18 protein-coding genes are annotated in these 22,098 nt (G+C 54.6%); 9 read left to right on the top strand and 9 right to left on the bottom strand.

Annotated elements, in window-relative coordinates:
- The first annotated feature begins 51 nt into the window (after nucleotides 1-51).
- Entirely contained in the window at nucleotides 52-951 is a 900-nt protein-coding gene (locus tag QWJ34_RS11650) for an alpha/beta hydrolase (protein WP_302727897.1), read from the top strand.
- A 124-nt stretch (nucleotides 952-1,075) separates the two neighbouring features.
- On the opposite strand, the gene QWJ34_RS11655 is transcribed toward QWJ34_RS11650, so the two are convergent.
- The 3 genes from QWJ34_RS11655 to QWJ34_RS11665 form a co-directional block, all read right to left on the bottom strand.
- Nucleotides 1,076-2,368, bottom strand: a complete 1,293-nt coding sequence (locus tag QWJ34_RS11655) for an MFS transporter (RefSeq protein WP_302727899.1) — start codon at nucleotides 2,366-2,368, stop codon at nucleotides 1,076-1,078.
- 35 nt (nucleotides 2,369-2,403) lie between these two features.
- Nucleotides 2,404-3,627: an allantoate deiminase gene (gene allC / locus QWJ34_RS11660; RefSeq protein ID WP_483314265.1), complete on the bottom strand. Its 1,224-nt coding sequence runs from the start codon at nucleotides 3,625-3,627 to the stop codon at nucleotides 2,404-2,406.
- Between the two features lie 597 nt (nucleotides 3,628-4,224).
- Nucleotides 4,225-5,451: a pyridoxal-phosphate-dependent aminotransferase family protein gene (locus QWJ34_RS11665; protein ID WP_302727903.1), complete on the bottom strand. Its 1,227-nt coding sequence runs from the start codon at nucleotides 5,449-5,451 to the stop codon at nucleotides 4,225-4,227.
- 174 nt (nucleotides 5,452-5,625) lie between these two features.
- Between QWJ34_RS11665 and QWJ34_RS11670 the strand changes: the two genes are divergently transcribed.
- On the top strand, nucleotides 5,626-7,257 hold the full coding sequence (locus tag QWJ34_RS11670; RefSeq protein WP_302727905.1) for a PucR family transcriptional regulator: 1,632 nt from the start codon (nucleotides 5,626-5,628) through the stop codon (nucleotides 7,255-7,257).
- Between the two features lie 77 nt (nucleotides 7,258-7,334).
- On the opposite strand, the gene allD is transcribed toward QWJ34_RS11670, so the two are convergent.
- The 4 genes from allD to QWJ34_RS11690 form a co-directional block, all read right to left on the bottom strand.
- A complete protein-coding gene (allD, locus tag QWJ34_RS11675) occupies nucleotides 7,335-8,408 on the bottom strand; it encodes an ureidoglycolate dehydrogenase (RefSeq protein ID WP_302727907.1) in 1,074 nt (357 codons plus the stop codon).
- A 24-nt stretch (nucleotides 8,409-8,432) separates the two neighbouring features.
- On the bottom strand, nucleotides 8,433-9,221 hold the full coding sequence (allE, locus tag QWJ34_RS11680; RefSeq protein WP_302727909.1) for a (S)-ureidoglycine aminohydrolase: 789 nt from the start codon (nucleotides 9,219-9,221) through the stop codon (nucleotides 8,433-8,435).
- Nucleotides 9,222-9,649: 428 nt separating this feature from the next.
- On the bottom strand, nucleotides 9,650-10,684 hold the full coding sequence (locus tag QWJ34_RS11685) for a hypothetical protein (RefSeq protein WP_302727911.1): 1,035 nt from the start codon (nucleotides 10,682-10,684) through the stop codon (nucleotides 9,650-9,652).
- A gap of 366 nt (nucleotides 10,685-11,050) precedes the next feature.
- Complete coding sequence (locus tag QWJ34_RS11690) at nucleotides 11,051-11,824, bottom strand: SDR family NAD(P)-dependent oxidoreductase (protein ID WP_302727913.1); 774 nt, start codon at nucleotides 11,822-11,824, stop codon at nucleotides 11,051-11,053.
- 127 nt (nucleotides 11,825-11,951) lie between these two features.
- On the opposite strand from QWJ34_RS11690, the gene QWJ34_RS11695 reads away from it, so the two are divergent.
- The 4 genes from QWJ34_RS11695 (at nucleotide 11,952) to QWJ34_RS11710 (ending at nucleotide 15,355) form a co-directional block, all read left to right on the top strand.
- Nucleotides 11,952-12,788, top strand: a complete 837-nt coding sequence (locus QWJ34_RS11695) for a helix-turn-helix transcriptional regulator (protein WP_302727915.1) — start codon at nucleotides 11,952-11,954, stop codon at nucleotides 12,786-12,788.
- 213 nt (nucleotides 12,789-13,001) lie between these two features.
- On the top strand, nucleotides 13,002-13,931 hold the full coding sequence (locus QWJ34_RS11700) for a VanZ family protein (protein ID WP_302727917.1): 930 nt from the start codon (nucleotides 13,002-13,004) through the stop codon (nucleotides 13,929-13,931).
- Between the two features lie 90 nt (nucleotides 13,932-14,021).
- Entirely contained in the window at nucleotides 14,022-14,888 is an 867-nt protein-coding gene (locus QWJ34_RS11705; RefSeq protein WP_302727919.1) for a hypothetical protein, read from the top strand.
- Nucleotides 14,889-14,911: 23 nt separating this feature from the next.
- Nucleotides 14,912-15,355 (top strand): hypothetical protein, encoded by a 444-nt coding sequence (locus QWJ34_RS11710; protein WP_302727921.1) that lies wholly within the window; start codon nucleotides 14,912-14,914, stop codon nucleotides 15,353-15,355.
- A gap of 151 nt (nucleotides 15,356-15,506) precedes the next feature.
- On the opposite strand, the gene QWJ34_RS11715 is transcribed toward QWJ34_RS11710, so the two are convergent.
- Nucleotides 15,507-17,069 carry an ABC transporter transmembrane domain-containing protein gene (locus QWJ34_RS11715; protein WP_302727923.1) on the bottom strand — a complete coding sequence of 521 codons (1,563 nt, stop codon included), beginning with the start codon at nucleotides 17,067-17,069 and terminating at the stop codon, nucleotides 15,507-15,509.
- A gap of 299 nt (nucleotides 17,070-17,368) precedes the next feature.
- Nucleotides 17,369-18,352 (bottom strand): sulfurtransferase, encoded by a 984-nt coding sequence (locus tag QWJ34_RS11720; protein WP_302727924.1) that lies wholly within the window; start codon nucleotides 18,350-18,352, stop codon nucleotides 17,369-17,371.
- A 332-nt stretch (nucleotides 18,353-18,684) separates the two neighbouring features.
- On the opposite strand from QWJ34_RS11720, the gene QWJ34_RS11725 reads away from it, so the two are divergent.
- The 3 genes from QWJ34_RS11725 to QWJ34_RS11735 all read left to right on the top strand — a co-directional run bounded on the left by QWJ34_RS11725 (nucleotide 18,685) and on the right by QWJ34_RS11735 (nucleotide 22,065).
- Nucleotides 18,685-19,989, top strand: coding sequence for a hemolysin family protein (locus QWJ34_RS11725; protein WP_302727926.1), 1,305 nt, complete (start codon nucleotides 18,685-18,687; stop codon nucleotides 19,987-19,989).
- Between the two features lie 67 nt (nucleotides 19,990-20,056).
- On the top strand, nucleotides 20,057-21,121 hold the full coding sequence (locus QWJ34_RS11730) for a hemolysin family protein (protein WP_302727927.1): 1,065 nt from the start codon (nucleotides 20,057-20,059) through the stop codon (nucleotides 21,119-21,121).
- Nucleotides 21,122-21,402: 281 nt separating this feature from the next.
- Entirely contained in the window at nucleotides 21,403-22,065 is a 663-nt protein-coding gene (locus QWJ34_RS11735; RefSeq protein WP_302727929.1) for an acetoacetate decarboxylase family protein, read from the top strand.
- Nucleotides 22,066-22,098: the final 33 nt, after the last annotated feature.

Consider the following 22,098-nt stretch of genomic DNA (forward strand, 5'->3'; position numbering starts at 1 on the left):
AAAAAAGCCGGAGACGCTTTGTGCTATGTTAATAGCAAAATACTATGGAAATTGGATAGAAAGGCGCTGATTAAACTGAACGATTCTTCCGGCTTCGAATGTACGACCGTTCCTGTTCATACGGTCGACGGCCTGCAATTGAACGGAACTTTTTATCGCGGAACAGGCAATCGAATTTACAAAGGAACGATTCTTTACCTGCACGGCGGAGGCCTGATCTTCGGTCATCGGGAAGATCTGCCCGAGCCTTATATCTCGCTGCTGACGGAGAGCGGCTACGGCCTGCTTGCGCTCGATTATCCGCTCGCTCCCGAAAGCAAGCTGCCCGATATCATGCGGTCGATCGGCCGGTCTGTCGAATGGTTTGTCCGGGAAGGCCCGCACATATTGAACCTGGACCGCTCGGATTATTATCTGATGGGACGTTCCGCCGGCGGGTACCTGGCTTTGTACCATGCCGCGCATGCCGTCGTCCGGCCGCGCGGTGTGATCGCTTTTTACGGCTACTACAGTCTGAACGATCCCGGCTTCCACGTCCCCGGACGGCACTTCCTCCAGTATCCGCGGGTGTCCGACGCGACGATGCGCAGCCTTGCCGCCGACAGCCCCGTCGCAGCCTCTTCGTCGGAGCAGCGTTACCTGCTTTACCTGGCCGTTCGTCAGCGCGGGAACTGGATTCCTTTCGTTTCCGGCGACCGGAACCCGGTCCGCGATTACGAACTGACCAAGCAGCAGCTGGCCGGCCTGCCCGCGACGTTTATCGCCGCCGCGAACCGCGATCCGGACGTGCCGGTCAGACAATCGAAAATGCTGCATAAGTACATCCCGGATAGCGAGCTTCATCTGGTCGACTCGGCGGAACACGACTTCGACCGCACGCAGACAAACGAATTGGGCCTGGACGTCTACCGCAAACTCGCGGCATGGCTGGATCGAAACTCCGAACTTTAATACCCGGACACATGACAAAGCAGGACTATTGGTCGGATTAAGCCTTCCAATACCTTGTCAACGCTAAAAGTAAGATTAAGAGTTGACAAGGTATTAATAGCCCTGCTTCTTTATGAGTTTTTAGTTAGACGCGAGCCGCTTTTTTGGAAGAAGAAGTGAGCGAGCTTATCGTAAACACTACCGTACCGATCAGCAGAATAATCGCCCCGATATAGAATCCCCATTGGCCCGAACCGGTGGTATCGATAATGTAACCGGTCAGCGCCGGCGCAATCACGGACGACGACATCCCGAAGAAGTTGAATACGCCGAGCGTGGACGCGACCGATTTGGAATCGGCTTTATCGGTGATGTAAGAAATCAGGACGGGATCGACAGCCAATTTACCGAGGAATCCGTACATCAGCAGCACGCCGGCGAGCAGTCCCGCATTCGGCACGAAGACCGAGACCGAGATCAAGACCACCGACGAGATTTCGAGTCCGATAATGATTTTCGGCTTGTTGTGCTTCATTTTGTCGGACAGGCTGGCAAAGTACAAAGCACCCGGAACCGCGGCGACCGCGATCATGGACGTAATCAGGCCGATCATCGAACCCTGGATGCCGCGTTCGGACTCCAGGAATTTCGGCAGCCACGTGACGATCAGGTAATACGCGTAGCAGGTCGAGAAATACAGCAGATAAGAAGCCACGAGTTCTTTGCGGAACAAGCCTTTTTTGGGCTTGGATTCTTCCGAAACGGCTTGAGCCAGCGGCTCGATCGTTTCGTCGCTCGCGGCTGTTTTGGCCGCCTGCGCGGTCGGAACGTTTTGCGGATTTTTGGCGCCCACGATCATGACGGCAAACCAGACGACCAGGAATATAATCAGGCCGGCCGAGATAAAGACCATCGTTTGCCACGGCAGATGCAGCTGCTTGACCAGGAACGACGAACCCGTCATCCCCAGGATCAGGCCCAGCGCGGAACCGGAGTTTACGATCGCCGTCGCGATGCCTTTCTTCTCGGGCGGAACGTGCTGCGCCGTAAGCGAGAACGCCGCGCCGTAATACGTGCCACAGCCTACCCCCGCCAACACGGAACCGATATAGATCATGGTTAGATTTTGAGCGAATGCGATTGAGATAACCCCCAGCGCAAATACGATAAAGCCGGGAATCAATACTTTCTTCTGGCCGAATTTGTCGACCATGATGCCGGAAGGAATCTGGAGCGCCGTGTACCCGAAGAAATAACAGGAAGCGATCAGGCCCATCGCCGCGTTGGTTTGCGGACCGATCGTGCCTTGAATTTCCGTATAAATCGGCGAAAGCATGGAGCGGTATACCCAGATAATCGCCCAGCCCATACAGAACGTAAAGACGACTCTTTTCCAATAATTCGGCGGGTAAATACTTTTGTTTTGAAGTGTAGACATCGCTACCCAACTTTCTTTTTTAGTCTATCGATCGATTAATAGGCCAATCGTTTCAGGGCTTCGGCCAGCGCTTGTACGCCCTGCTGGATATCGACGGCTTCCGTATGCTCCGCCGGGTTGTGGCTGATGCCGCCGATCGAAGGAACGAAGATCATGCCCGTCGGCACGCGCGGCGCAAAGATTTGCGAATCGTGTCCGGCGCCGGAGTGCATCGCCTGATAATTCAGGCCGTTTTCTTTGCATACGCTTTCGATGGTTGCGATGATGTCGGCGTCCATCGGCACCGGCTGCTCGTTCATCCAGTTATCGATTTCGATCTCGATGCCCATCTTGCCGGCGATGTCTTTCATATCGCTCTCGATCTCCCGCGTAAAGCGTTCCAGTACCGCAGCGTCGGTGTGACGACAGTCCATCGAGAACAGCGTTTCCCCCGGAACGACGTTCACGGTGTTGGGCTTGGGCTCCACTCTGCCGAACGTAAGCACGAGCGGATTGCCTTCGGCTCTGGCTTTGTCGAGACTCTGCGTCACGATGCGGGCCATGCACTCGACGGTGTCTTTGCGATATTCCATCAGCGTCGTACCCGCATGGTTGGCTTCGCCTTTAAGCGTGATCGTATATCGTTTCTGGCCCACGATCGCGTTGACGACGCCGACTTTTTTGCCGGTGTTCTCCAGGAAGTTGCCCTGCTCGATATGCAGTTCAAGGAAAGCGGCAATCCGGTTGTGCCGCGGTTCGCCTTGCATAAAGTCGAATCCGGCTTCGCGCATGGCGTCGACGAATTTCACGCCCTGGGCGTCCGCGATTTGTTCGACGTCTTTGCGATCGGCAATGCCGAAAATATTCTTGGACCCCCAGAATACGTAAGGGAAACGGGAGCCTTCTTCTTCGGCCATCGAAATGATTTGCAGGGACTTTTTCGGTTTGCCTTCGCTTTCCAGCAGTCCCTTGACCGCTATGTAGCCCGCCATGATGCCAAGCTGTCCGTCCAAGCGACCGCCTTTGACCACGGTGTCCACATGGGAGCCTGTCGCGATAATCTCTTCCGGCTGTTCCGTTCCTTCGATCGTGGCGAACAGATTGCCGACGGCGTCGAATTCGACGGTCATGCCGAGGTCTTCGAATTTCTTCTTCAAAGCCTGCTGCGCGTCGATCCAGGATTTGCTATAAAGCAATCGAGTGGTACCGGGACCTTCGACATCCGATATGTCCGAAATCCAGTCCATCAGCTCGTCGATTGTTTGCGGTTCGGGTTGGATCACAAAAGCTCACCTCGTTTTATTTTTGTGTGGGTCAAGCTAGGTTCAGTATAAATACAACCGCTTTCAATAGCATTGGTCATTTATACAAAACGTTGGGCGGGTTTTGTTTAATCTGCACATTTTGAGTGAGCCGTTTAGCTTTAAAATCCTATTCGTTAAAGAGGCTTAGAAGCTGCGGGAGAAATTCTTTAGCGTAGGCTTTCGATGTGTCTTTCTTCGAAAGACTTTAGGTCGCGTGTTGAAATCGGGAAGCTTTGATTGGATTTTAATGGAAGCCCCCCGATTTCAAAGGCGATCACTATCAAGCATATCCTTCCGAAGTGACTTTCTCCGAAAGTCTTGACTTCACTGAATTTTTCCCTCCGCTTATTGGCCTCTATTAAAACCTACGTTTAAAACCCATGTCTTCTAACGGTCCACGACTTTTTCTGAAAGTCTGTAGTCTGCCCTTGCGACGCTATCGTCCTCGAAAGTTTATGCACCGCTTCCAAAGCGACTTGCTCCGAAAACCTTTACTCACCGAATTTTGCTTTCGACTTATCGACTTGGCGGCGTTAAAGGAATCCGGTTGTTCGGCACTTTATGGATTCTTGCTTACTTGGTTTCTTTCGAATCGGCCAGATAGACGTCCAGGGCGGCTTTGACGGCTTTTCCGGGGTGGATCGGGGCGTCGAAGTAGAGTAAAGCGGCTTCGAGGGCGCCGAGTACGTGCAGGACGTTTTCTTTGCGGCTGCTGTAGCCCATGTTGCCGATGCGCCAGATCTTCCCCTGCAAATCGCCGAAGCTGCCCGCGATTTCGACGCCGAATTGTTCCAGCAGGAAGTCTTTGATCGCGGCGGCGTCGATGCCCGGAGGAACCAGGATGGGCGTGACGGTCGGGATCTTGGTGGCTGCGTCGCCGTAAATCCCCAGTCCCATCGCCCGGATGCCCGCGACGACGGCCCGGTCGTTCAGGCGATGGCGGGCGTAGACGCGCTCGATGCCTTCTTCCAGCAGCAGACGAAGGCCGGTATGAATGCCGTAAATCATCGAAGTCGCTTCGGTATGATGGTTGATCCGGCTGTCGTTCCAGTAATGGATCAGCTGGCTCAGGTCCAGGTAATTGCTCTGGATAAAGCGGTCGTTGCGGTCCGTCCGGCTGAGTCCCAGTTCTTTCTGGTAGCGCGATTCGATGACGGTTTGGGCGCGTTTATTGAAGGTGATCAGCGATAATCCGGACGGCACGCTGACGCATTTCTGGGAACCGGCGATCGCGACGTCGATGTTCCATTTATCGACCTCGATCTCCATTCCTCCGTATGTGGCGACCATATCGACGACGAACAAGACGTCTTGGCCGCGGCAGTAGGCGCCTACTTTTTCCAGTGCCTGCACTTGTCCGTTCGCCGTTTCTCCGTGCACCATCGCGACGATCTTCGGCTGCACTTCGGCAATCTTGTCGATAATCTCCTGCTGATCGAATGTTCCGTTCCAGTCCTTTTCCAGCATGATCACTTCCGCCCGCGCGCGCTGCGCGATCTCCGACAGCAGGTACGCGAAGCGGCCGTAAGCGGGAATCAGCACTTTGTCGCCCGGCTCGATCAGCGCGATCAAAGCGGCTTCGATCCCGGACCGGGACGTCCCGTCAATGACAAAAGCCTGCTCGTTGACCGTGCCGAACGGGACTTTGATCATTTCTTTGACTTCGTTCATGATGGACAAAAAGGCCGGATCGAATTGACCGAGGATCGTATGGCTCATGGCGCGCAGCACTTTCGGATGCGCTTCTACCGGTCCGGGCGTCATAATCGTTCGTTGCGGAATATCCAGTTCTTTGAACATGTTTATTTTCTCCATCTCTCTTAGGGCGTGTCTTCAAATCTGCTTCTTTCGAGGTTTGAAGACACGCCCTGGTATTTACTTGACTGTCGTCACTCCGGCCGTTCGGCAGACATGCTATACTTTATAAAGAATCATTCTTTCGGTTCCATACAGGCTTACAGAAAGGATACAGATATGACGACAATAGCCGACATCCTCAATCTCTCCCGCTACTCGGATCTCAAGCTGCTGACGGACGAGCGTTCGGTCGATACGCATCAAACGATACAAAGCGTGGAAATCTCCGAAACGCCCGATATCGAACATTATATTCCCGCCAATGTGCTGCTTTTGACCACGGCGATGAGTTATGCGGACGACCAACAGGGACTGATTGCGTTGATCGACTCCCTGATCCGCGCCAAAGCGGTCGGCCTCGGCATCAAAACGGGACGGTTCCTGGGCGAAATTCGACCCGAAATTATCGCGTACGCGGAGAAAGTCCATTTTCCGCTGATCGATATTCCCAATACGTACTCGCTGGGCTCGCTGCTGCATCAGCTGCTGAACAAGATCTGGGGCACGCGGTACGAAGAGATTTCGTTTGCGCTGGATATTCAAAAAAAGTTTTTCAACCTGTTGGTACAAAATGCGACTAACCAAATTGTAATTAATAAATTGAGCCAGATCGTGGAAACGCCCGTGATCCTGCTGAATCCGTTTAAAGAAATCATGGATTATTCCAAGCAGTTCAACCCGTCCAGCAACCCCGCGCAGCATTATGTGAATCAGATCGTACAAAAAGTTCAAGGCGTGTCCAAAGAAAGCGATTCTTTGATCATCAACGGCCCGAAAGGGAACGAGATCCAGGTTTCGCTGGTCCCGATCCGGGTGCATACGTATTTCCCGCATTATCTGGTGATCGTGAATCCCGAACAAATCCCGTATCCGATCTCCAGCTTCGCGATCGATCAGGCGGCGATGGTGCTGTCGTTCGTCCTGTTCAAAAATGAAAAAGTATCGGAATCCCAGCAGTCGATCGCCACCGAACATTTCAAGGAATTGATCGATTACCATTCGGGAGCGAATCCGTCCGTACGTTCCTTCGAACTGAATGTGAAACACGGCTATCTGCTGTCCAATCACTACCAGGTGGTCCATGTGTTCGACGAAGCGGCGCTGGAAGATCCCATGCTCAACCTCAATCGGGAAGAGCGGTTGACCCTGGCTTCCCAGTGGCTGCAAAAGCATGTCCCGGATGAATTCGCCAACGGGCTGGTGCTGTTCTTCGGCGTCACCAAAGAAACCCTGCTTCTGATCCAGCGCGAAGTCGAAGATCTGGACGATAAGCTGCTGGATATCCGAAACCGGCTGCACGACAGCCTGGGGATCGAATTGATCTTCAGTATCGGCAATCCTTATACCGACTGGAAACGGATCAACCAGTCCTATACGGAAGCCAAGCTGGTGTTCGACGAACGCCGCAGCAGGCTGCAAACGCATCCGATTATCCATTACAAGGACAAAGGCATGGTTCAGCTGTTCCATCATTTGGAGAAGAACGACGTGCGCTTTTTCTGCGAAAATATCCTCAAAGACTTCGCTTATCCCAAAGAACCCGCGCTGATCGAACTGCGCCGAACGCTGTCGGTCTACCTGGGCGCGCAGTGCGAGATCGCCAGCGCCGCCTCCGCCCTGTTCGTGCATCGCAATACCGTCAAATACCGGATTCAGCGCTGCGAAGAAATCCTCGGCCATGCCGTCAACTCGCCCAGCCACTCCCTGAATTTGCGTCTTGCGCTCGCGCTGAGCGACGAAAACCGTTAAACAAAAAGCATTGAAGATTGAATCGCAAACCCGCTGCCGCCGGCGATTACGATTCAACATTCAATGCTTTTATTCAATTAATTTGCGAAAGCGCCGAGTCCCTCGTAATGGTTGTAATGAATATCGTCCGACTCGAAATAGCGGATAATCGACTCGGGAATATCCACGCCTTCCTTGAGGTTGTTCAAATACCGTTCGTGGCTGCCCTGTCCCGGATACTGCACATGGTCGAAGCCGGCCGCCGGTTTGATCGCGTTCAGTTCTTTCATGGTGCGCGTGATCGATTCCTGGAACGGTTTCAGTCCGACAAAGCGTTCCGGGTCGATAATGATATAGATCTGCCCCAGATTGCGGCCTTCGTGCAGATTGTGGTACATGGAGCTGACGTCTTTGCCGAACGGCAGACCAAGCAGGACGCCGGACAGGATGTCCACCATCATCATCAGGCCGTAACCTTTCGGGCCGGCGATCGGAAGCAGCCCGTTAACCTGGTTGGGATCGGTTGTCGGCGCGCCGTCTTTGTCCACCGCCCAGGTATCCGGAATCGATTTGCCTTTGGAACGCGCGTCGAGGATCTTGCCCCAGGCCTGCACGGTCGTCGCCATATCGAAGATCAGCGGATCTTCGCCGGCGCTCGGAACGCCGAATGCGATCGGGTTGGTACCGTAATATCTTTCCGCGCCGCCGAACGGAACGACCATCGGGTCGGACTGGCACATCGAGATGCCGATCAGGTTCGCTTCGGCGATCTTGCGCACGTAATACGACAGCGTGCCGGTATGACCGACTTTGGATACGCCGACTACGGCTACGCCGTTTTCTTTGGCCATCTTGATCGCCGGCTCCAGCGCTTCGTTCGCCGCGTAATGCCCCTGCGTGTTGTCGCCGTGGAAGATCGCGGTGCTCGGTCCGGTCTGCTCGAACTTGAGCTCGGGCTGCACGTTGATGCCGCCTTTGTTGATCCGCTCCGCGTAATACTCCACCCGCACGGCTCCGTGGGAATGGATGCCGCTCAGATCGGCGTACACCAGGTGATGCGCCGTTTCTTCGGCCTGTTCTTTTTTCAAACCCGCTCGGATCAGCTTGTTCTGGATCAATTCGTGCAGCTGCCCGCTGGTGACTCTGACCATTTTTTCTTCGATGCTCGACATGCTGGATAGCCCCCTTTTCGACGCTTACACACCCGGGTTGCGATTCGCGTCTTTGGAATAAACGTAAGCCAATTTTTCTTTGCGGTCTGTGGAATACGCGGCCTGCGGAACGTAAGAGGCCATGAAGATGTAGTCGCCTTTCTCTACCGGATACCAGTTGTTGTCCAGGTTGTACATGCCTTTGCCGGACAGGATGTATGCGCCGTGTTCCTGGTAATGCGTTTCGACGTAACCGTGGCTGGCGGCAGGCGAGAATTCCAGGATGTGCATATTCATATCGAAGCCCAGGTCGTCGGCCGGCAGCAGGTTCCAGAACAGGACGTCTTCCATGCCTTCGTATTCGATCGGCTCGATATCCGCGCGGTTGCCGACGACTTTGCGGGCCTGGTGCCCTTCGATCGGATCGTACTTGCGTTGGTACAGGAAGACTTCCGTTACGCCGGACTGCCCGTTTTCGAAAAACATCTTCTCGTTTACCGGGAAGAACGCGTAACCGCCGTCGGTCAATTCGTGACTTTCGTTGCTATCGCTTACATTTAATTTGCCGGAAATGACATAAACAAAGGTCTCGATGCCTTCGCCGCCGAAGCCCAGCGTATTCTTGCCGCCTTCTTGAAACTCGGCGATAAAGTCGGAGAAGCTGGCTCCGATCCGGGGCGAACCCAGAATGCTGATCTTTGTGTTCTCGAATCCCGGGACCACGTTATTCACTAAGCCGTCATGCGGCAAAATGGCATAATTGTTCTTTTTGACGACTGCGCGCGACGCCAATACACCGTCCAGATAGCCGACGTTATTGTTTTTATAACCCATGTCTAATCGTTCCCTTTCCGTGAATAGGATTACAGTCAGAAACACTGCTCCAATTCATTGTAAGCACTTCACCGGAAGGCTAACAGTTTCAAAAGCTACAATTCTTGCGCCGCCGTTGTTGATGATGAACAAAGACGCTCGGTATCCTCTACAAAAAAAGCCGCGACATTCTTCCCGGAAGGAAGGGTTGTCGCAGCTTCAAGTTGTCTAGAAATCCTGTTCGTAAAACAAATGCAAGAGCTGCGAGAGAAATTCGTTCCGGTCGCGTGTTGAAATCGGGAAGCTTTGATTAGATTTAAGTGGGTTCTTCCCGATTTCAAAGGCGAACATTATCATTCCTTCACTGAATTTCTCCCTCCGCTCTTTCACTTTGCTTAGAATCTAGAGATTCAAGACACGTTGAATCTCTGGCGCAGATGTTTTGTCCGTTAGAACCCGCCCGGAATGACTTCGTCGCCGGACGGGATGCTGTAATTGAACGTTTGGGTTCCGTTGTAATTCTTGAAGACGGTCGTTCCTTCGATTTGGACGGACACCGGCTGCGCCGTATCCGTGCCGTTCATGATATCGAAGTCCATGCTCAGTCTGCCGTACTGCGGCAGACCGTCCCGGTTCGTGCCCAGGTCGAGCACGGCTTTGCGGATATCGGCGGCGTCCGTGATCCGCTTCGCGGCGCTTTCGATCGACTCGTCGCTCGTGTTATCCAGCGAAGCGTGCATCTCTTCCAGGTCTTCGTCGGTGATTTGCAGCTTATCTTTCCACTCCTTGCCGCCCAGCACATCGTCCACGATCCGCGGCGCGACTTCCCGGACCGCTTTGCGGAATACCGGTTCCAGATCTTTCTCTTTCAGTTCCAGACGCGCAACCGAATCGGCTTTGACGCCTTCCGGCACCCTGGCCGATTTCGAGCCGGCGTTGATCAGGATGCTGCCGTCGTATTCCTGCGCCGCCACTCGCAGAATATCTTCGGCCAGCCCGTTAATGTCTTCGGTTTGCAGCGGGATCGCCATATTGATATTCGGCTGATAGAACTTGCCCGCGAACTGCGGCGCGCCGACCAGAGTTGCGAGCGTGTCCGGAATCTTGATGTAGGCTTTGCCGTCCGCCACGATCAGCACCGAATTAATCTTGAGTTCCGTCCCGTCCTCGCCTGTGCTCGCCAGCGAAAGTTCCGCTTCCAGTTCGCCCAGCGCTTTGTCGTACGCTCCGTTTATGCTCAAGTTCAACGTGCCGTTGGCCAGAGCTGCGGCCGGAGCCGCCAGCATGCCCGTGCCGCCCGCGTCGATGCCTTCGGACGATACTTGAATTTGCGTCGAACTCTCGAACGCAAACGAATCCGCGGACGTCAGCTTCCCGTAAGCTTCCGGCACCGCCTGTTCCGCCGTCAGCGATCTGCCGCAGCCCGACAGCGCCAGCGCGCCGAGTGCCGCCAACACGCCCAGTTTCCATGTTTTCTTTTTCATTGGAACCCCCAGAAAATGCGTATTTAATAAGTATAAGTAAAACACATCCCGGAGGCAGAAGGCCAGGGATAATGAAAAAGAGTCCAATAACCAGGCGGAGCACAGTCCGCTGCCTTTCCCTAACAATAAGCTGCTGGGGATTCGAGCCGTTTTCTGGATTCTTACCGCCGTGGCCGGAGCAGGAGCGGTTTATGCTTGGTCGATAAGATTGCCGGAGCGGTCTAAGGAAGGGGCGTCCGCAGACCAAAAAGCTCTCCCCGATCATCGGAAAGAGCCGGCAAAGCGCAGGATCGATTAAACCTGTCTCGAACGCCGACAGCGTTCGTACCCAAAAGCCCGCGTCTTCCGCGGGCTTTGCTGTGTCTATTATACGCTCAATCCTCCGTCTACAGGCAGAACGACTCCCGTGACGAAAGAAGAATAATCGCTGAGCAGCCAGGCTGCCGCATTTGCGATTTCAATCGGTTCGGCCGGACGCCGAAGAGGCGTTTTGGCGCTGATTTGTTCGATAATATCGGGATTGATCGCCACCCACTGCTGAATCATATCCGTCATGGTCGTTCCCGGAGCAATCGCATTAACGCGGATGCCCGAAGGCCCGTATTCGACCGCGGCTGTTTGCGTCAGACTGTTTACCGCCCGTTTGGATGCTCCGTACGCGCCCAATCCCGGGTTTCCTTTCAGACTGCCCACGCTGCTGGCGTTCACGATGGAACCCGAGCCCGAAGTCTCCAGCATGGCTTTGATCTGGGCTTTCATGCACAGCCAGACCCCTTTATAATTTACGGATTGAATGAGGTCGAAATCTTCTTCTTTTTCCTCATGCAAAGGCGATACGGTCACGCCTACGCCGGCATTGTTGAACGCCCCGTCCAGACGGCCGTACCGTTCTACCGTCGCCTTTACCGCCGCTTCGACGCTGTCCGCCTGCGACAGATCGGCTGCAAAAATAGCCGCCTCGCCGCCCGCTGCCGCTATTTCGTCCCCGATCTTATTCAGCTCGGATTCGGTTCTTGCGACAAGCATTACGGAAGCTCCGTGCTTTGCAAACAGTCTTGCCGCCTCCGCTCCGATTCCTCGTCCCGCCCCTGTAATCATTACGACTTTATTCGCCAATAAAGGCCCGGAAATAGCTGTCATCTTCATTCTCCTCGTCCTCGGGATTGTTGAACTCGTCAACTGCCTTGAGTATACTTGGACTGTAAAAAGGTGACGATAACCTGCTTGATGGTGGGTCTGCGAGTGACAGGATAAGGGGGAAAAGACTTTGAACGATCATGAGCGCCGTCTGGCGCTGGGTAACTTCTTGCGCAATCGCAGGGCCTCCCTCTCCCCGCCGGAGGTCGGTCTTCCGCCCGCCGGCCGACGCCGGACCCAGGGGCTGAGGCGGGAAGAAGTAGCGGCTATCGCCAACATCGGGCTCTCCTGGTATACAAGGCTCGAACAAGGGCGCGATATTCATCCGTCTACGGACGTACTGGAAAGCCTGGCTTCGGCGCTCCAACTTACCGCCAACGAGCGAAGACATCTTTTTCTGCTTGCGGGAGATTCGCCTCCTCCTCAATCGACGATCGTCGAAGAGAAGATCGGCGCTTCCGTTCAGGACATGCTGGACAAGTTGAATCCGAATCCGGCTTATGTCATCGGGAAGAAGTGGGATTTTCTGGCTTGGAATCAAGCGGCGGACGCCTTGTTTACAATCGTCGGTTCGCCGCTTCCGCACGGTTACAATCTGATGTGGCGTCAATTTACCGATCCGATGTGGCGCGAAGGTTCGGAGGATTGGAACAGCGTTTCGAGGAGAATGGCAGCCGAGTTCCGGACCTCGCGAGCGCGCTATTTGTCCGACGCTTCCTTTGACCGGTTGATTGAAGATTTGAAAAAGGCAAGCCCGGATTTCGCAACAATGTGGCAGCAGCACGAAGTTTCTCGTTCTCTCGACGGCTATAAAAAGCTGCTTCATCCCGATATGGGAGCGATGGAGTTTGAACAAATCACGCTGCAATTCCCCAACGAACCCGATCAGCGGATCATGATTTATATGCCTGATCCGGCGGCGAAGTCGCAGTTGGAGCATTATTTGGCGAAAATGCAAACTTTTTAACAGCCGTTTCGCTTCCTGTCGATTTACAGCCTTGAAAGCTCGCGTTCTTTCGCGGGCTTTTTCTTTTTTGATCCGCTGTTGTTCGCCGCAAGCCGTTGGATACAAATCCCGGTCAAAAGCGGTCTTACAAACAGAAACGCAAAATGATAGCGGAACGTCTTGCCGCGGTCGATTCATTTTGAGATCAAACAAGCCGCAGCGAAGGAGCCCGTCATGTCCAAACAGCGTAAGATCGTGTTCACAGCGTTCCTGCTCTACACCGCTTCGATTCTTTATTTGATGTTTTTCGGTTTCGGAAGAACGGACGCCGCCGCTCAAACGAACGGGTATACTTTTATTTGGATGCCCGACAGCTTTTTTAAAATGCCGGCTTTGTCCGAACTTCTGCATCCGACTTTGATGGCGATTGTGGACATCGGAAACGTCGCGGCTTTTATCCCGTTCGGACTGCTGGTTCCGGTGCTGTACCGGATGCCGTTTGTCCGATTTATCGGATTGTTCGTCCTGTGCGTTTTAACAATCGAAACGCTGCAAGCCTTGACTTTACTCGGCAGTTTCGACGTCAACGACGTGATTCAAAATTCCTCGGGCGCGGCAATCGGATACGGAGCGTACGCTGTTGGAACCCGCGGTAAAACAGTCCCGAAAAGAACGATCTTTACCGGACTTTGCGCCTCCCTGCTTCTGGCGGGAACACTAATCGTTTACAGCGGGATCGATAAAGCGTTCACCGAAGAACAAGGGCCTTTTACGGCGTTGAACGAATGGAAAGATGCGCGGGGGAATCCCGTTCAATCCGCCGGGCCTTGCATATTCACGCTCGGCGGCCAAAAAGTAGAACCCCGATACAACGTGTACGGCGCCGAACACGGAAAAAAAACCGTCTATACCTATGAGTTGAAAGGCAAGGAGCTGTTCCTGTTTCTGAATTACGGAATCCCCGATCAAGGCGTTCTCCGCGGAAGCCTGAGCATTTCGGTAGACGGTCAGCAAATCCTGTCCGATTCCGAGGAATACCAGGATCGCGAACCGGCTGAATTCAAATGGTTTTTCGAACAGGCCGACGAGCTGACGATCACGATCGAAGGCCGGGAAAAAATATGGGATATCGGGTATCGGGAGATGAAGTATTTCTGGGAGTGATCGAAGTTTTGACTTTTATGCGCTCCGATTATAAATTAGTAACAAAAAGGGGCTTATTGACTCATTGCCCGCAGGAAGGAGAATCGACTTTTGAAGACAATCCTACTTCCCGTTGTACGGCGCCGGGCGCTGCTGCCGCTTTTACTGGCTGCCCTGCTTACTCTTTCGGCCTGCAATCGTTCGGACGATTCCGGAGCCGCCGACAGCAAACAGCAAGAGTCCGGGAACGAGGCGTCCGGGTCCGAAAACGACGCCGCGACGCCCGGAAACGAACTGAGCGGAGGCTTCTTCGCCCGGGCTTCCGCCGACCTGTTGGGCAGCCGAAGCTGCGGCGGCACATGCTGGGACTACTATTATTTCCTCGACGACCGGCAGGTTGTCGAAACCCCTCCGCCGCTGGAAGGCGAACAGATCGAATGCGCGGAGGACGGCTGCCTCGCTTATAAGGTAAACGGCGACAAACTGGAGATCGGCGGCGAATCGTATTCCCTGGAAATCTCCGAAAAAGGCATCGCGATCGACGGCGATTTCTATGCTCGTCACGAGCCTCTGGATCGGCCCAGCCTGGAAGGCCTGTACACCGCGTCAAATTACACGGAAGGACAGAGCGGTGTCGGACTGTCCACCGGCAGTACCCTGGCGTTTCGGCCGGATGGCACGTTCCTGGACGACAGCTTTCTCGGCGTAAGCACGGACGGTTCCGAATTCGGCGACGGCACGGGTATCGACAGCACGCATCTCGCCAACGCCGAAGCGGCGGGCACGTACAGCGTCGTCAATTATACGATTCAGCTGACGTATAAAGACGGGAACCCGGAGCATCGGGCCAAACGGAAAACGAACCTGCGGAAGATGACGACGATACAGCGAACGGCAGTCCCGACAAACAAGGCGAGAGCGACCTCGAACAGGAGAACGACTCCGGCGCGCCCGAACCTTTTCCCGACAAGCTTCTGACCGAAGGTTATGCCGACAAGACGGTGATCTTCCAGCAAATTCAGGAGACCGACGACCGGCAGGGACTGGCGGAAATCCGTCTGGAAGGTTACCAGTGGGCCGAACTGAACGTTCGGGAAGAATACCGCGACGCTTTTACCGGCTTCGGAGAAGACGAAGTCGTGGCGTTGACCGCGCGCTACACGATTGTCAGCAAAGCGCCGCGGCCGTTGGACCTGTCCACCCTGACAGCCAAGATTCGGGTCTCGAACGGTGAAGTGAAGGAAACGACGGATCTGTCCCCGGCGGCGGCCGGGATTCTGAAGCCGCGAAGCGCCGAGGAACGGCTTGCCGTGTTCCTTTTCCCTAGAGAACTTGTCCAAGGCGAAGACGATTTCACTCTCGTCTTCGACGAACTGCGGACAGCGGACGGCGCGGACGCTTTTGACGGCGGCAGTCCGGCTTTCGAGCTGCGCGACCCTTACTGATGCTCGAAGCCCCAACGTCAGACTTTTGAGGCTGCAAAAAGGCTGTCCCAAAAGCCTTGAAGCAGGCGGGACAGCCTTTTTTCTTATCGCGTTCTTTTTCCGGCAAAAGCTTAAAGCGCTTCTCCGGCCGCTTCTTCGTCGCAAGTGCTGTCTAATCACCGATCCTTACGATTCGGTCTGCGATCTTCTGAAGCTCGGGCTGATGAGTGACCATAACGATCAAACGCTGCTTTTTTTGAAGGCTTAGAGCATTGTATAAGGATTGGAACGTTTGGCGGTCCAGATTTTTTTCCGGTTCGTCCAATAACCAGATCCCCCTATCCTGCACAAAAATACGACTCAAACCGACTTTTTGTTTTTCTCCGCCCGACAATCTCTCGTTTCGATAATAATCCTTATCCGGGTTCTCCACGGTATGAATTTCGGTAAAAGAAGGGACTTCGATCGCCGATTTTTTATCGAAATAAATATTCTCGCGAACCGACAGGTTAAACATTTGGGCTTCCTGCGGCAAGTAAGCCATCCCGCTGCGGGCTTGTACTTCGATGCTTCCTTCGTCGGCCCGATCCATGTTTTTGATTAAATTCAAAAGCGTCGTTTTGCCTTTTCCATTAGGACCGTGAATCAGAATAAGACCGTTCCCGGTATGTTCAAAATTCAGATTTTCAAACAACAGCTCTTCTCCGTGCTTTTTGGTCAGGTTCAGGATGCGAATTCGGTTGTCGGCCTGATGATCCTTAAAAACGTATCCTGTGGAGGACGGGGATTCGTATGTATTCAACTCCGCATTTCGGTTGAACAATGTATTTACATTCGCTTTTTTGACTTTAAAATAAATGATTTCGTCGACGGGCAAATAAGCGGCATCCACCAGTCCGAGAAAAGCTACAAGTCCGCCTACGCTAAGCCTGCCCTGCGAGATTTCCCAAACGCCGATAAAGATCACGAATAGAGGAATAAAGCTTTTGACAAAATCGCGTACGATCTGCACCAATCCATTCCATATCATAATCCGCCTTTCGGTAACGAACCATTCCTGCAGGATACGTCCCATTCGCTTCGAGAAAAAAGATTCGTGTTCACCGGCCTTTATACTTTTAATTCCGTCGATGCTGTCTTTTATCTCGTAACTCAGACGATCGAAAGCCGTTCGCTCTTCTTCGTTCGATCGATTGAGCTTTTTGAATGAAAAACGAACCGTGAAATAATAAACGGGAATCGATAAAAGAATGACGACAGATAACAGGGAGTTCAAACTGAACAGGAACGAGAAGGTGATAACGAATCGCAGGGAGTTGCCTATATAAATAAAATGGTAAAGCGCGATGTAGTCCGACATTTGTCTGGGATCGTCCAACAGCTTGACCAGAATACTCCCGCTGTCGTTTTTTCTAAAAAAGGGATACGGACGCATCATGATACTTTTAAACGTATTCAATCTCAAATCGTTGGCGATGCGGATCTTGAAAACGGCGAGATAATAAGAGTAGATCCAATAGGTCATAAACGTATTTACGATCAGGATCCCCAGCATCAATAACAACCAGTAAACCACGCTGTCTTTTTGAATAACGCTGTCGATCACATATTTATACGTATACGAATAAACCAGGCTGAATATATTTACGACAGTCGCGCAGAGGATGATCCAGATAATCGGCGTTCTATATTTCTTTGTATATTCCATCGTGATGCGATAGATGTTGTTTGTCAAAAAGATCACTCCAGCTTTCAGGCATAATGAATAACAAGGGATAGAAAGTATGATTATACATTCGATTTTTCAGCGTTCATCTTCGGCTAACTATCAATTTAATCCATAAAAAGCTTAATAACTATTAGAAAATTCACTTTTTAACATGGGTATTATTTTATTTTGAGTTTTAATATGGAAGTTGGGTCCAAGGCCCTGCTTCATCCGAGACCTTACTTCAATAGAAAAAAGCCGCCCAAGTCGTTAGACTTGGGCGGCTTTTGTGTTTCTTATCCTGTTGAGACGCACGATTAAAATCTTTAAACCTCTTCCCCCGTCGCCACCGGATTATCCCCGTACGAGATCCAATCGCTCCAGCTTCCGGCATACAGTCGTACGCTGGTAAAGCCTGCTTCTTCCAACGCCAGCACGTTCGGGCACGCGCTTACGCCGGAGCCGCAGTAGACGACGATCTCCGCGTCTTTGTCGATGCCTTCGAAGTGTTTCTCCAGCTCTTCTTTGCTTTTAAACGAGCCGGAACCGTCTTCTTTCAACAGGTCGCGCCAGAAGAAATTGACCGCGCCCGGAATATGCCCGCCGACCGGGTCCATCGTTTCGTTCTGACCGAGGTAGCGGTCGTGCGAGCGGGAATCGATCAGCACGGGGGTGAAAAAGACTTTCGGATTCGCGGCGGCGGACTTTTCCTCCGCGGACGCGGCGACTTCCGGAACGGTCGTCTCGTCCGCCAGTTCCGTGCGTTCCGCCGCCAGCTCTTCCTCGACGCCGATCACGATCTGCTCCGCTTTGATCGTGCCGACGATCCGCTGCACTTCGTTCACGTCCGTCAGCAGATGATGCTGCACGTTCGGCGTGAACGAAGCCGGTACGCGCACCGCCTGCTTGTCGTCGACCGGGAAGCCGGCTTTTTTCCACGCGCTGAGGCCGCCGTCCAGCACCGCCACGTTCTCGTGCCCCAGCCAGCGCAGCATCCACCACAGCCGGGAAGCGTTCATGCCGTCTTCGGTGTCGTAAACGATCACTCGCGTATCGTTGCCGATGCCCGCTTTCGCCAGGCGCGCCGCGAACTCTTCCGGGTCCGGCAGCGGATGTCGTCCGCCGTGTTCGCTCACCGGTCCCGACAGATCCTTTTTCAGATCGAAATAAATCGCGCCCGGAATATGCTCCTGCCCGTATGCTTCGCGTCCCGACTCCGGCTGGTCCAGCATAAACCGGCAGTCCACGATCGTCTGCTCCGGTTCGTACAGCCGCGCCAGCAGCCATTTGTTCGATACGATATTTTGCATGATATTCGCTCCTCCCGTGTGTTGATTCTGTTCATCACAGGATAGCACCTCCGTTCGCAAAACGCCAATTTCGCCAAGCGGTCAACAAATCGTCAAATGTTTTGACCATAACGCGGTACTGTATGCTTACGAAAGGTTATGGTATAGTAAGAAGTAATACATTGTGGAAGGAGGCAGCAGACTTGGGAAGGCGTTTATCGGCATAGCTGTAACCCGTTCGTTCATCGTCCTGTCTTCAATCTGCCTCTTCCAAACGAAACCGGCACGGAAGAGGCGCGTATAAGTTTTTTCAAACCATCTCTGGAGGTGAATCCCTCACAAGAGGGAACTTATTGGACCTAATGATCATCGTCAATTTATTGATCCTGGCTGTACTGCTCGCGCTCACGGCTTTCTTCGTCGCTTCGGAATTCGCGGTCGTCAAAGTGCGGATGTCGCGGCTCGACCAGCTGGTTTCGGAAGGCGTTAAGCCGGCCGTCGTCGCCAAAAAGGTCGCGGGCGACCTGGACTACTACCTGTCGGCGTGTCAGCTCGGCATCACCGTCACGGCGCTCGGACTCGGTGCGATCGGCAAACCGGCGGTTGAACTGCTGCTGTACCCGGTATTCGACTGGCTGAACGTTTCGGAATCGGCGTCTTCGATCGCTTCGTACGCGATCGCCTTTTTCCTCGTGACGTTCCTGCACGTGGTCGTCGGCGAGATGGCTCCCAAGACGCTGGCGATCCAGTTTGCGGAAAAAATGACGCTGCGGCTGGCCGGCCCTCTCTACTGGTTCGGACGTATCATGTACCCGTTTATCTGGGCGCTCAACGGTACGTCCCGCGTGCTGCTGCGAGGCTTCGGCGTGAAGCCGGCGGGGCACGAGGAAGTGTACTCCGAGGACGAGCTGAAGATCATCATGGCGCAGAGCTATGAAGGCGGCGAGATCAACGAGACGAAGCTCTCTTATATGGAAAACGTCTTTTCGTTCGACGAGCGGGTGGCGCGGGATATCATGGTGCCGCGGACGCAGCTCGTCACGATCGACAAAGATATGGAGTACGCGGAGCTGATCCGCATTCTCGACGAGAATTACTACACCCGCTATCCGGTAACGGAAGAAGGCAGCAAGGACAAGATTATCGGCATCGTCAACGCGAAAAAAATGCTGCCGCATATCATCGCCGGACGGGCGCGCAGGCTGGAAGAATTTATCCGCCGCATCCCGTTCGTGCTGGAATCGACGCCGATCCAAAACGCGATGCTCAAAATGCAGCAGGAACGCATGCATATGGCGCTCGTCGTCGACGAATACGGCGGAACGGCCGGCATTCTGACGATGGAAGACGTGCTCGAAGAACTGGTCGGCGAAATCCGCGACGAATTCGACGCGGACGAGATCGCCGAGATCCGGCAGACCGGCGAACGCGAATACCTCATCAGCGGCCGGGTGCTGCTGGACGAACTGGAGAAGCGCTTCGGCGCCAGGTTCGACGACCGCAGCGATACCGATACCGTCGGCGGCTGGATTCAGCATTATCTGGGCACCGGAGTCGAGGAAGGCGAAAGCCTGAACGAGAACGGCTATACCTGGACCGTCGCCGAGAAAGACGAGCTTCAGGTCAAAACGGTGCGGCTGATTTACGAAGAACAATAATCAAGATCGACGCGAATACACGAATAATGAATAATATGGAGGTGAATCCCTCTCAAGAGGGAATTTATTGGACGGAACAATTGCGTTAAACCTATTTCTGGTCGCCGTGTTTATCGGGCTTACCGCCTTCTTCGTCGGCGCGGAGTTTGCGATTCTGAAAGTGCGGATGTCCCGGCTGGACCAGCTGGTCGCCGACGGCAACAAGAAAGCGGCCATGGCGAAAAAAGTCGCGCAGGACCTGGACTACTACCTGTCCGCCTGCCAGCTCGGCATCACGATTACGGCGCTCGTGCTCGGCGCGCTCGGCGAACCGACGGTCGAGAAAATGCTGCATCCGGTATTCGAACGCTTCGATGTGCCGGAAGCCCTCTCCACCGTCCTGTCGTACGGTATCGCGCTTGCGGTCGTCACGTTCCTGCACGTGGTCGTCGGCGAGCTTGCGCCCAAAACGCTGGCGATCCAGTTCGCCGAGAAAATGACGCTGATGCTCGCGCCTTCGCTGTACCGCTTCGGCCGCGTCATGGCACCGTTTATCACGCTGCTGAACGGTTCGGCCACCCTGCTGCTGCGCGTATTCGGCGTCAAGCCGGCGGGGCATGAAACGGTGCACTCGGAAGAAGAACTGAAATGGCTGGTCGAGCAGAGCTACGAAAGCGGCGAGATCAACCAGACCGAACAGGCTTATCTGCAAAATATTTTCGCGTTCGACGACCGCGCGCTGCGCGAGATCATGATCCCGGCGGACAAGATCGTCAAGATTTCCAAAGAAATCACGCCGGGCGAACTGGTCGAGAGATTAAGCGAGCACGAATATACGCGTTATCCGGTGACCAACGGCGATCCGGAGTCGTTTATCGGCTTTATCCACAGCAAAGAAGTGCTGACCGCGATCGCGGCGGGACGCAGCGGCCGGATCGAAGGCTTCCTGCACAAGATCCCGCAGTTCACGGAAAGCGCCACGCTGCGCGAGGTGATGCTGAGCATGCAGCAGAACCGCGTGCATATGGCTTCCGTAAGCGACCACTCGGGGCGCACCATCGGTCTCGTGACGATGGAAGATATTCTGGAGGAGATCGTCGGCGATATGCGCGACGAAGCCGACGGCGTGCGGCTGCCTCCGGTCGTGCTGTAACCCGCGGACAATCGGCCGCGTGCGATTCGCGAACACTCGATACCGGCAGCCCGATTGCCGGAAGATCGTGCGGCATCGAACGAAGTCCCGGACTTCCGCTTTGCGGAGTCCGGGGCTTTTTTGGCGCGTTTCAATACGGCGGCTGCGGCCGTTTGTAAAAATCGAAGGCCCGAACGCGCGAAAATACGCGAAATCGTGGTCCGTCCCCCCCGTAATTTGGGTAATACAGTTACTGGGCAGTACATCGAGTACAACGACCGGGCCGAGAGGAGCATGCGACCATGTCCGCATACGAACCGCCGTGGCGGCTGACCGGCACGGCGCTGGTGATTGTCTTCGCGGCCTCGAAGCGGCGCGCCGAAGCATTCGGCGCGCTGCCCGAGAGTCTGCAGGGCCGCGCGCCGGGCGGCGCCGGCGCGATCGTGCTGGCCGACTACCGCGAGTCGGCCGTCGGGCCTTACCGGGAGCTGCTGCTGGCTCCCGGGCATTACCGGGCCGGCCGCGATGCCGGCCATGCGGTTACGCGAATCTATGTGGATTCGCGGGCAAGCGCCGAAGCCGGCAGGGCCAACTGGGGCCTGCCCAAGCAAACGGCGCGCCTGTCGGCCGGCTTCGGCCCGGACGGCCTGTGGCGGTTCGCGGGTTCGCCCGCGCCGGAGGCCGCGGAAGACGCGCCGGCCTTCGCGCTCTCGGCCCGGCCTTGCGGGCCGCGCTTTCCCGTCCCGCTGGGCGCGCTGCCGGCGCGCCTGATGCAGGAAGACGGCGGGACGCGCTTCCTGACCCGCCCCGGCGGGCAGGCGACGGGACGGTTGGCCCGGATCGTCCGCGCCGAAGCGGACGAAAGCTTTTTCCCGCATCCGGGCCGCTTCGGTCCGGGCATCTGCGTCCTGCTGGAGTCGTTCTCGCTGACGTTCCCGCCGGCGGAGAAAGTCGACGCCGATTGAAGCGTCCGGCCGCAAGTTTGACTTGAAGCCGCG

It is taken from the genome of Saccharibacillus sp. CPCC 101409, assembly GCF_030518235.1.
Lineage (GTDB): Bacteria > Bacillota > Bacilli > Paenibacillales > Paenibacillaceae > Saccharibacillus.

Coding starts and splice junctions, on each gene's coding strand:
- QWJ34_RS11655 (WP_302727899.1), bottom strand. CDS start 2,368: ATGTCTACACTTCAAAACAAAAGTATTTACCCGCCGAATTATTGGAAA.
- QWJ34_RS11665 (WP_302727903.1), bottom strand. CDS start 5,451: ATGTTCAAAGAACTGGATATTCCGCAACGAACGATTATGACGCCCGGA.
- QWJ34_RS11670 (WP_302727905.1), top strand. CDS start 5,626: ATGACGACAATAGCCGACATCCTCAATCTCTCCCGCTACTCGGATCTC.
- allD (WP_302727907.1), bottom strand. CDS start 8,408: ATGTCGAGCATCGAAGAAAAAATGGTCAGAGTCACCAGCGGGCAGCTG.
- allE (WP_302727909.1), bottom strand. CDS start 9,221: ATGGGTTATAAAAACAATAACGTCGGCTATCTGGACGGTGTATTGGCG.
- QWJ34_RS11685 (WP_302727911.1), bottom strand. CDS start 10,684: ATGAAAAAGAAAACATGGAAACTGGGCGTGTTGGCGGCACTCGGCGCG.
- QWJ34_RS11690 (WP_302727913.1), bottom strand. CDS start 11,824: ATGACAGCTATTTCCGGGCCTTTATTGGCGAATAAAGTCGTAATGATT.
- QWJ34_RS11700 (WP_302727917.1), top strand. CDS start 13,002: ATGTCCAAACAGCGTAAGATCGTGTTCACAGCGTTCCTGCTCTACACC.
- QWJ34_RS11720 (WP_302727924.1), bottom strand. CDS start 18,352: ATGCAAAATATCGTATCGAACAAATGGCTGCTGGCGCGGCTGTACGAA.
- QWJ34_RS11735 (WP_302727929.1), top strand. CDS start 21,403: ATGTCCGCATACGAACCGCCGTGGCGGCTGACCGGCACGGCGCTGGTG.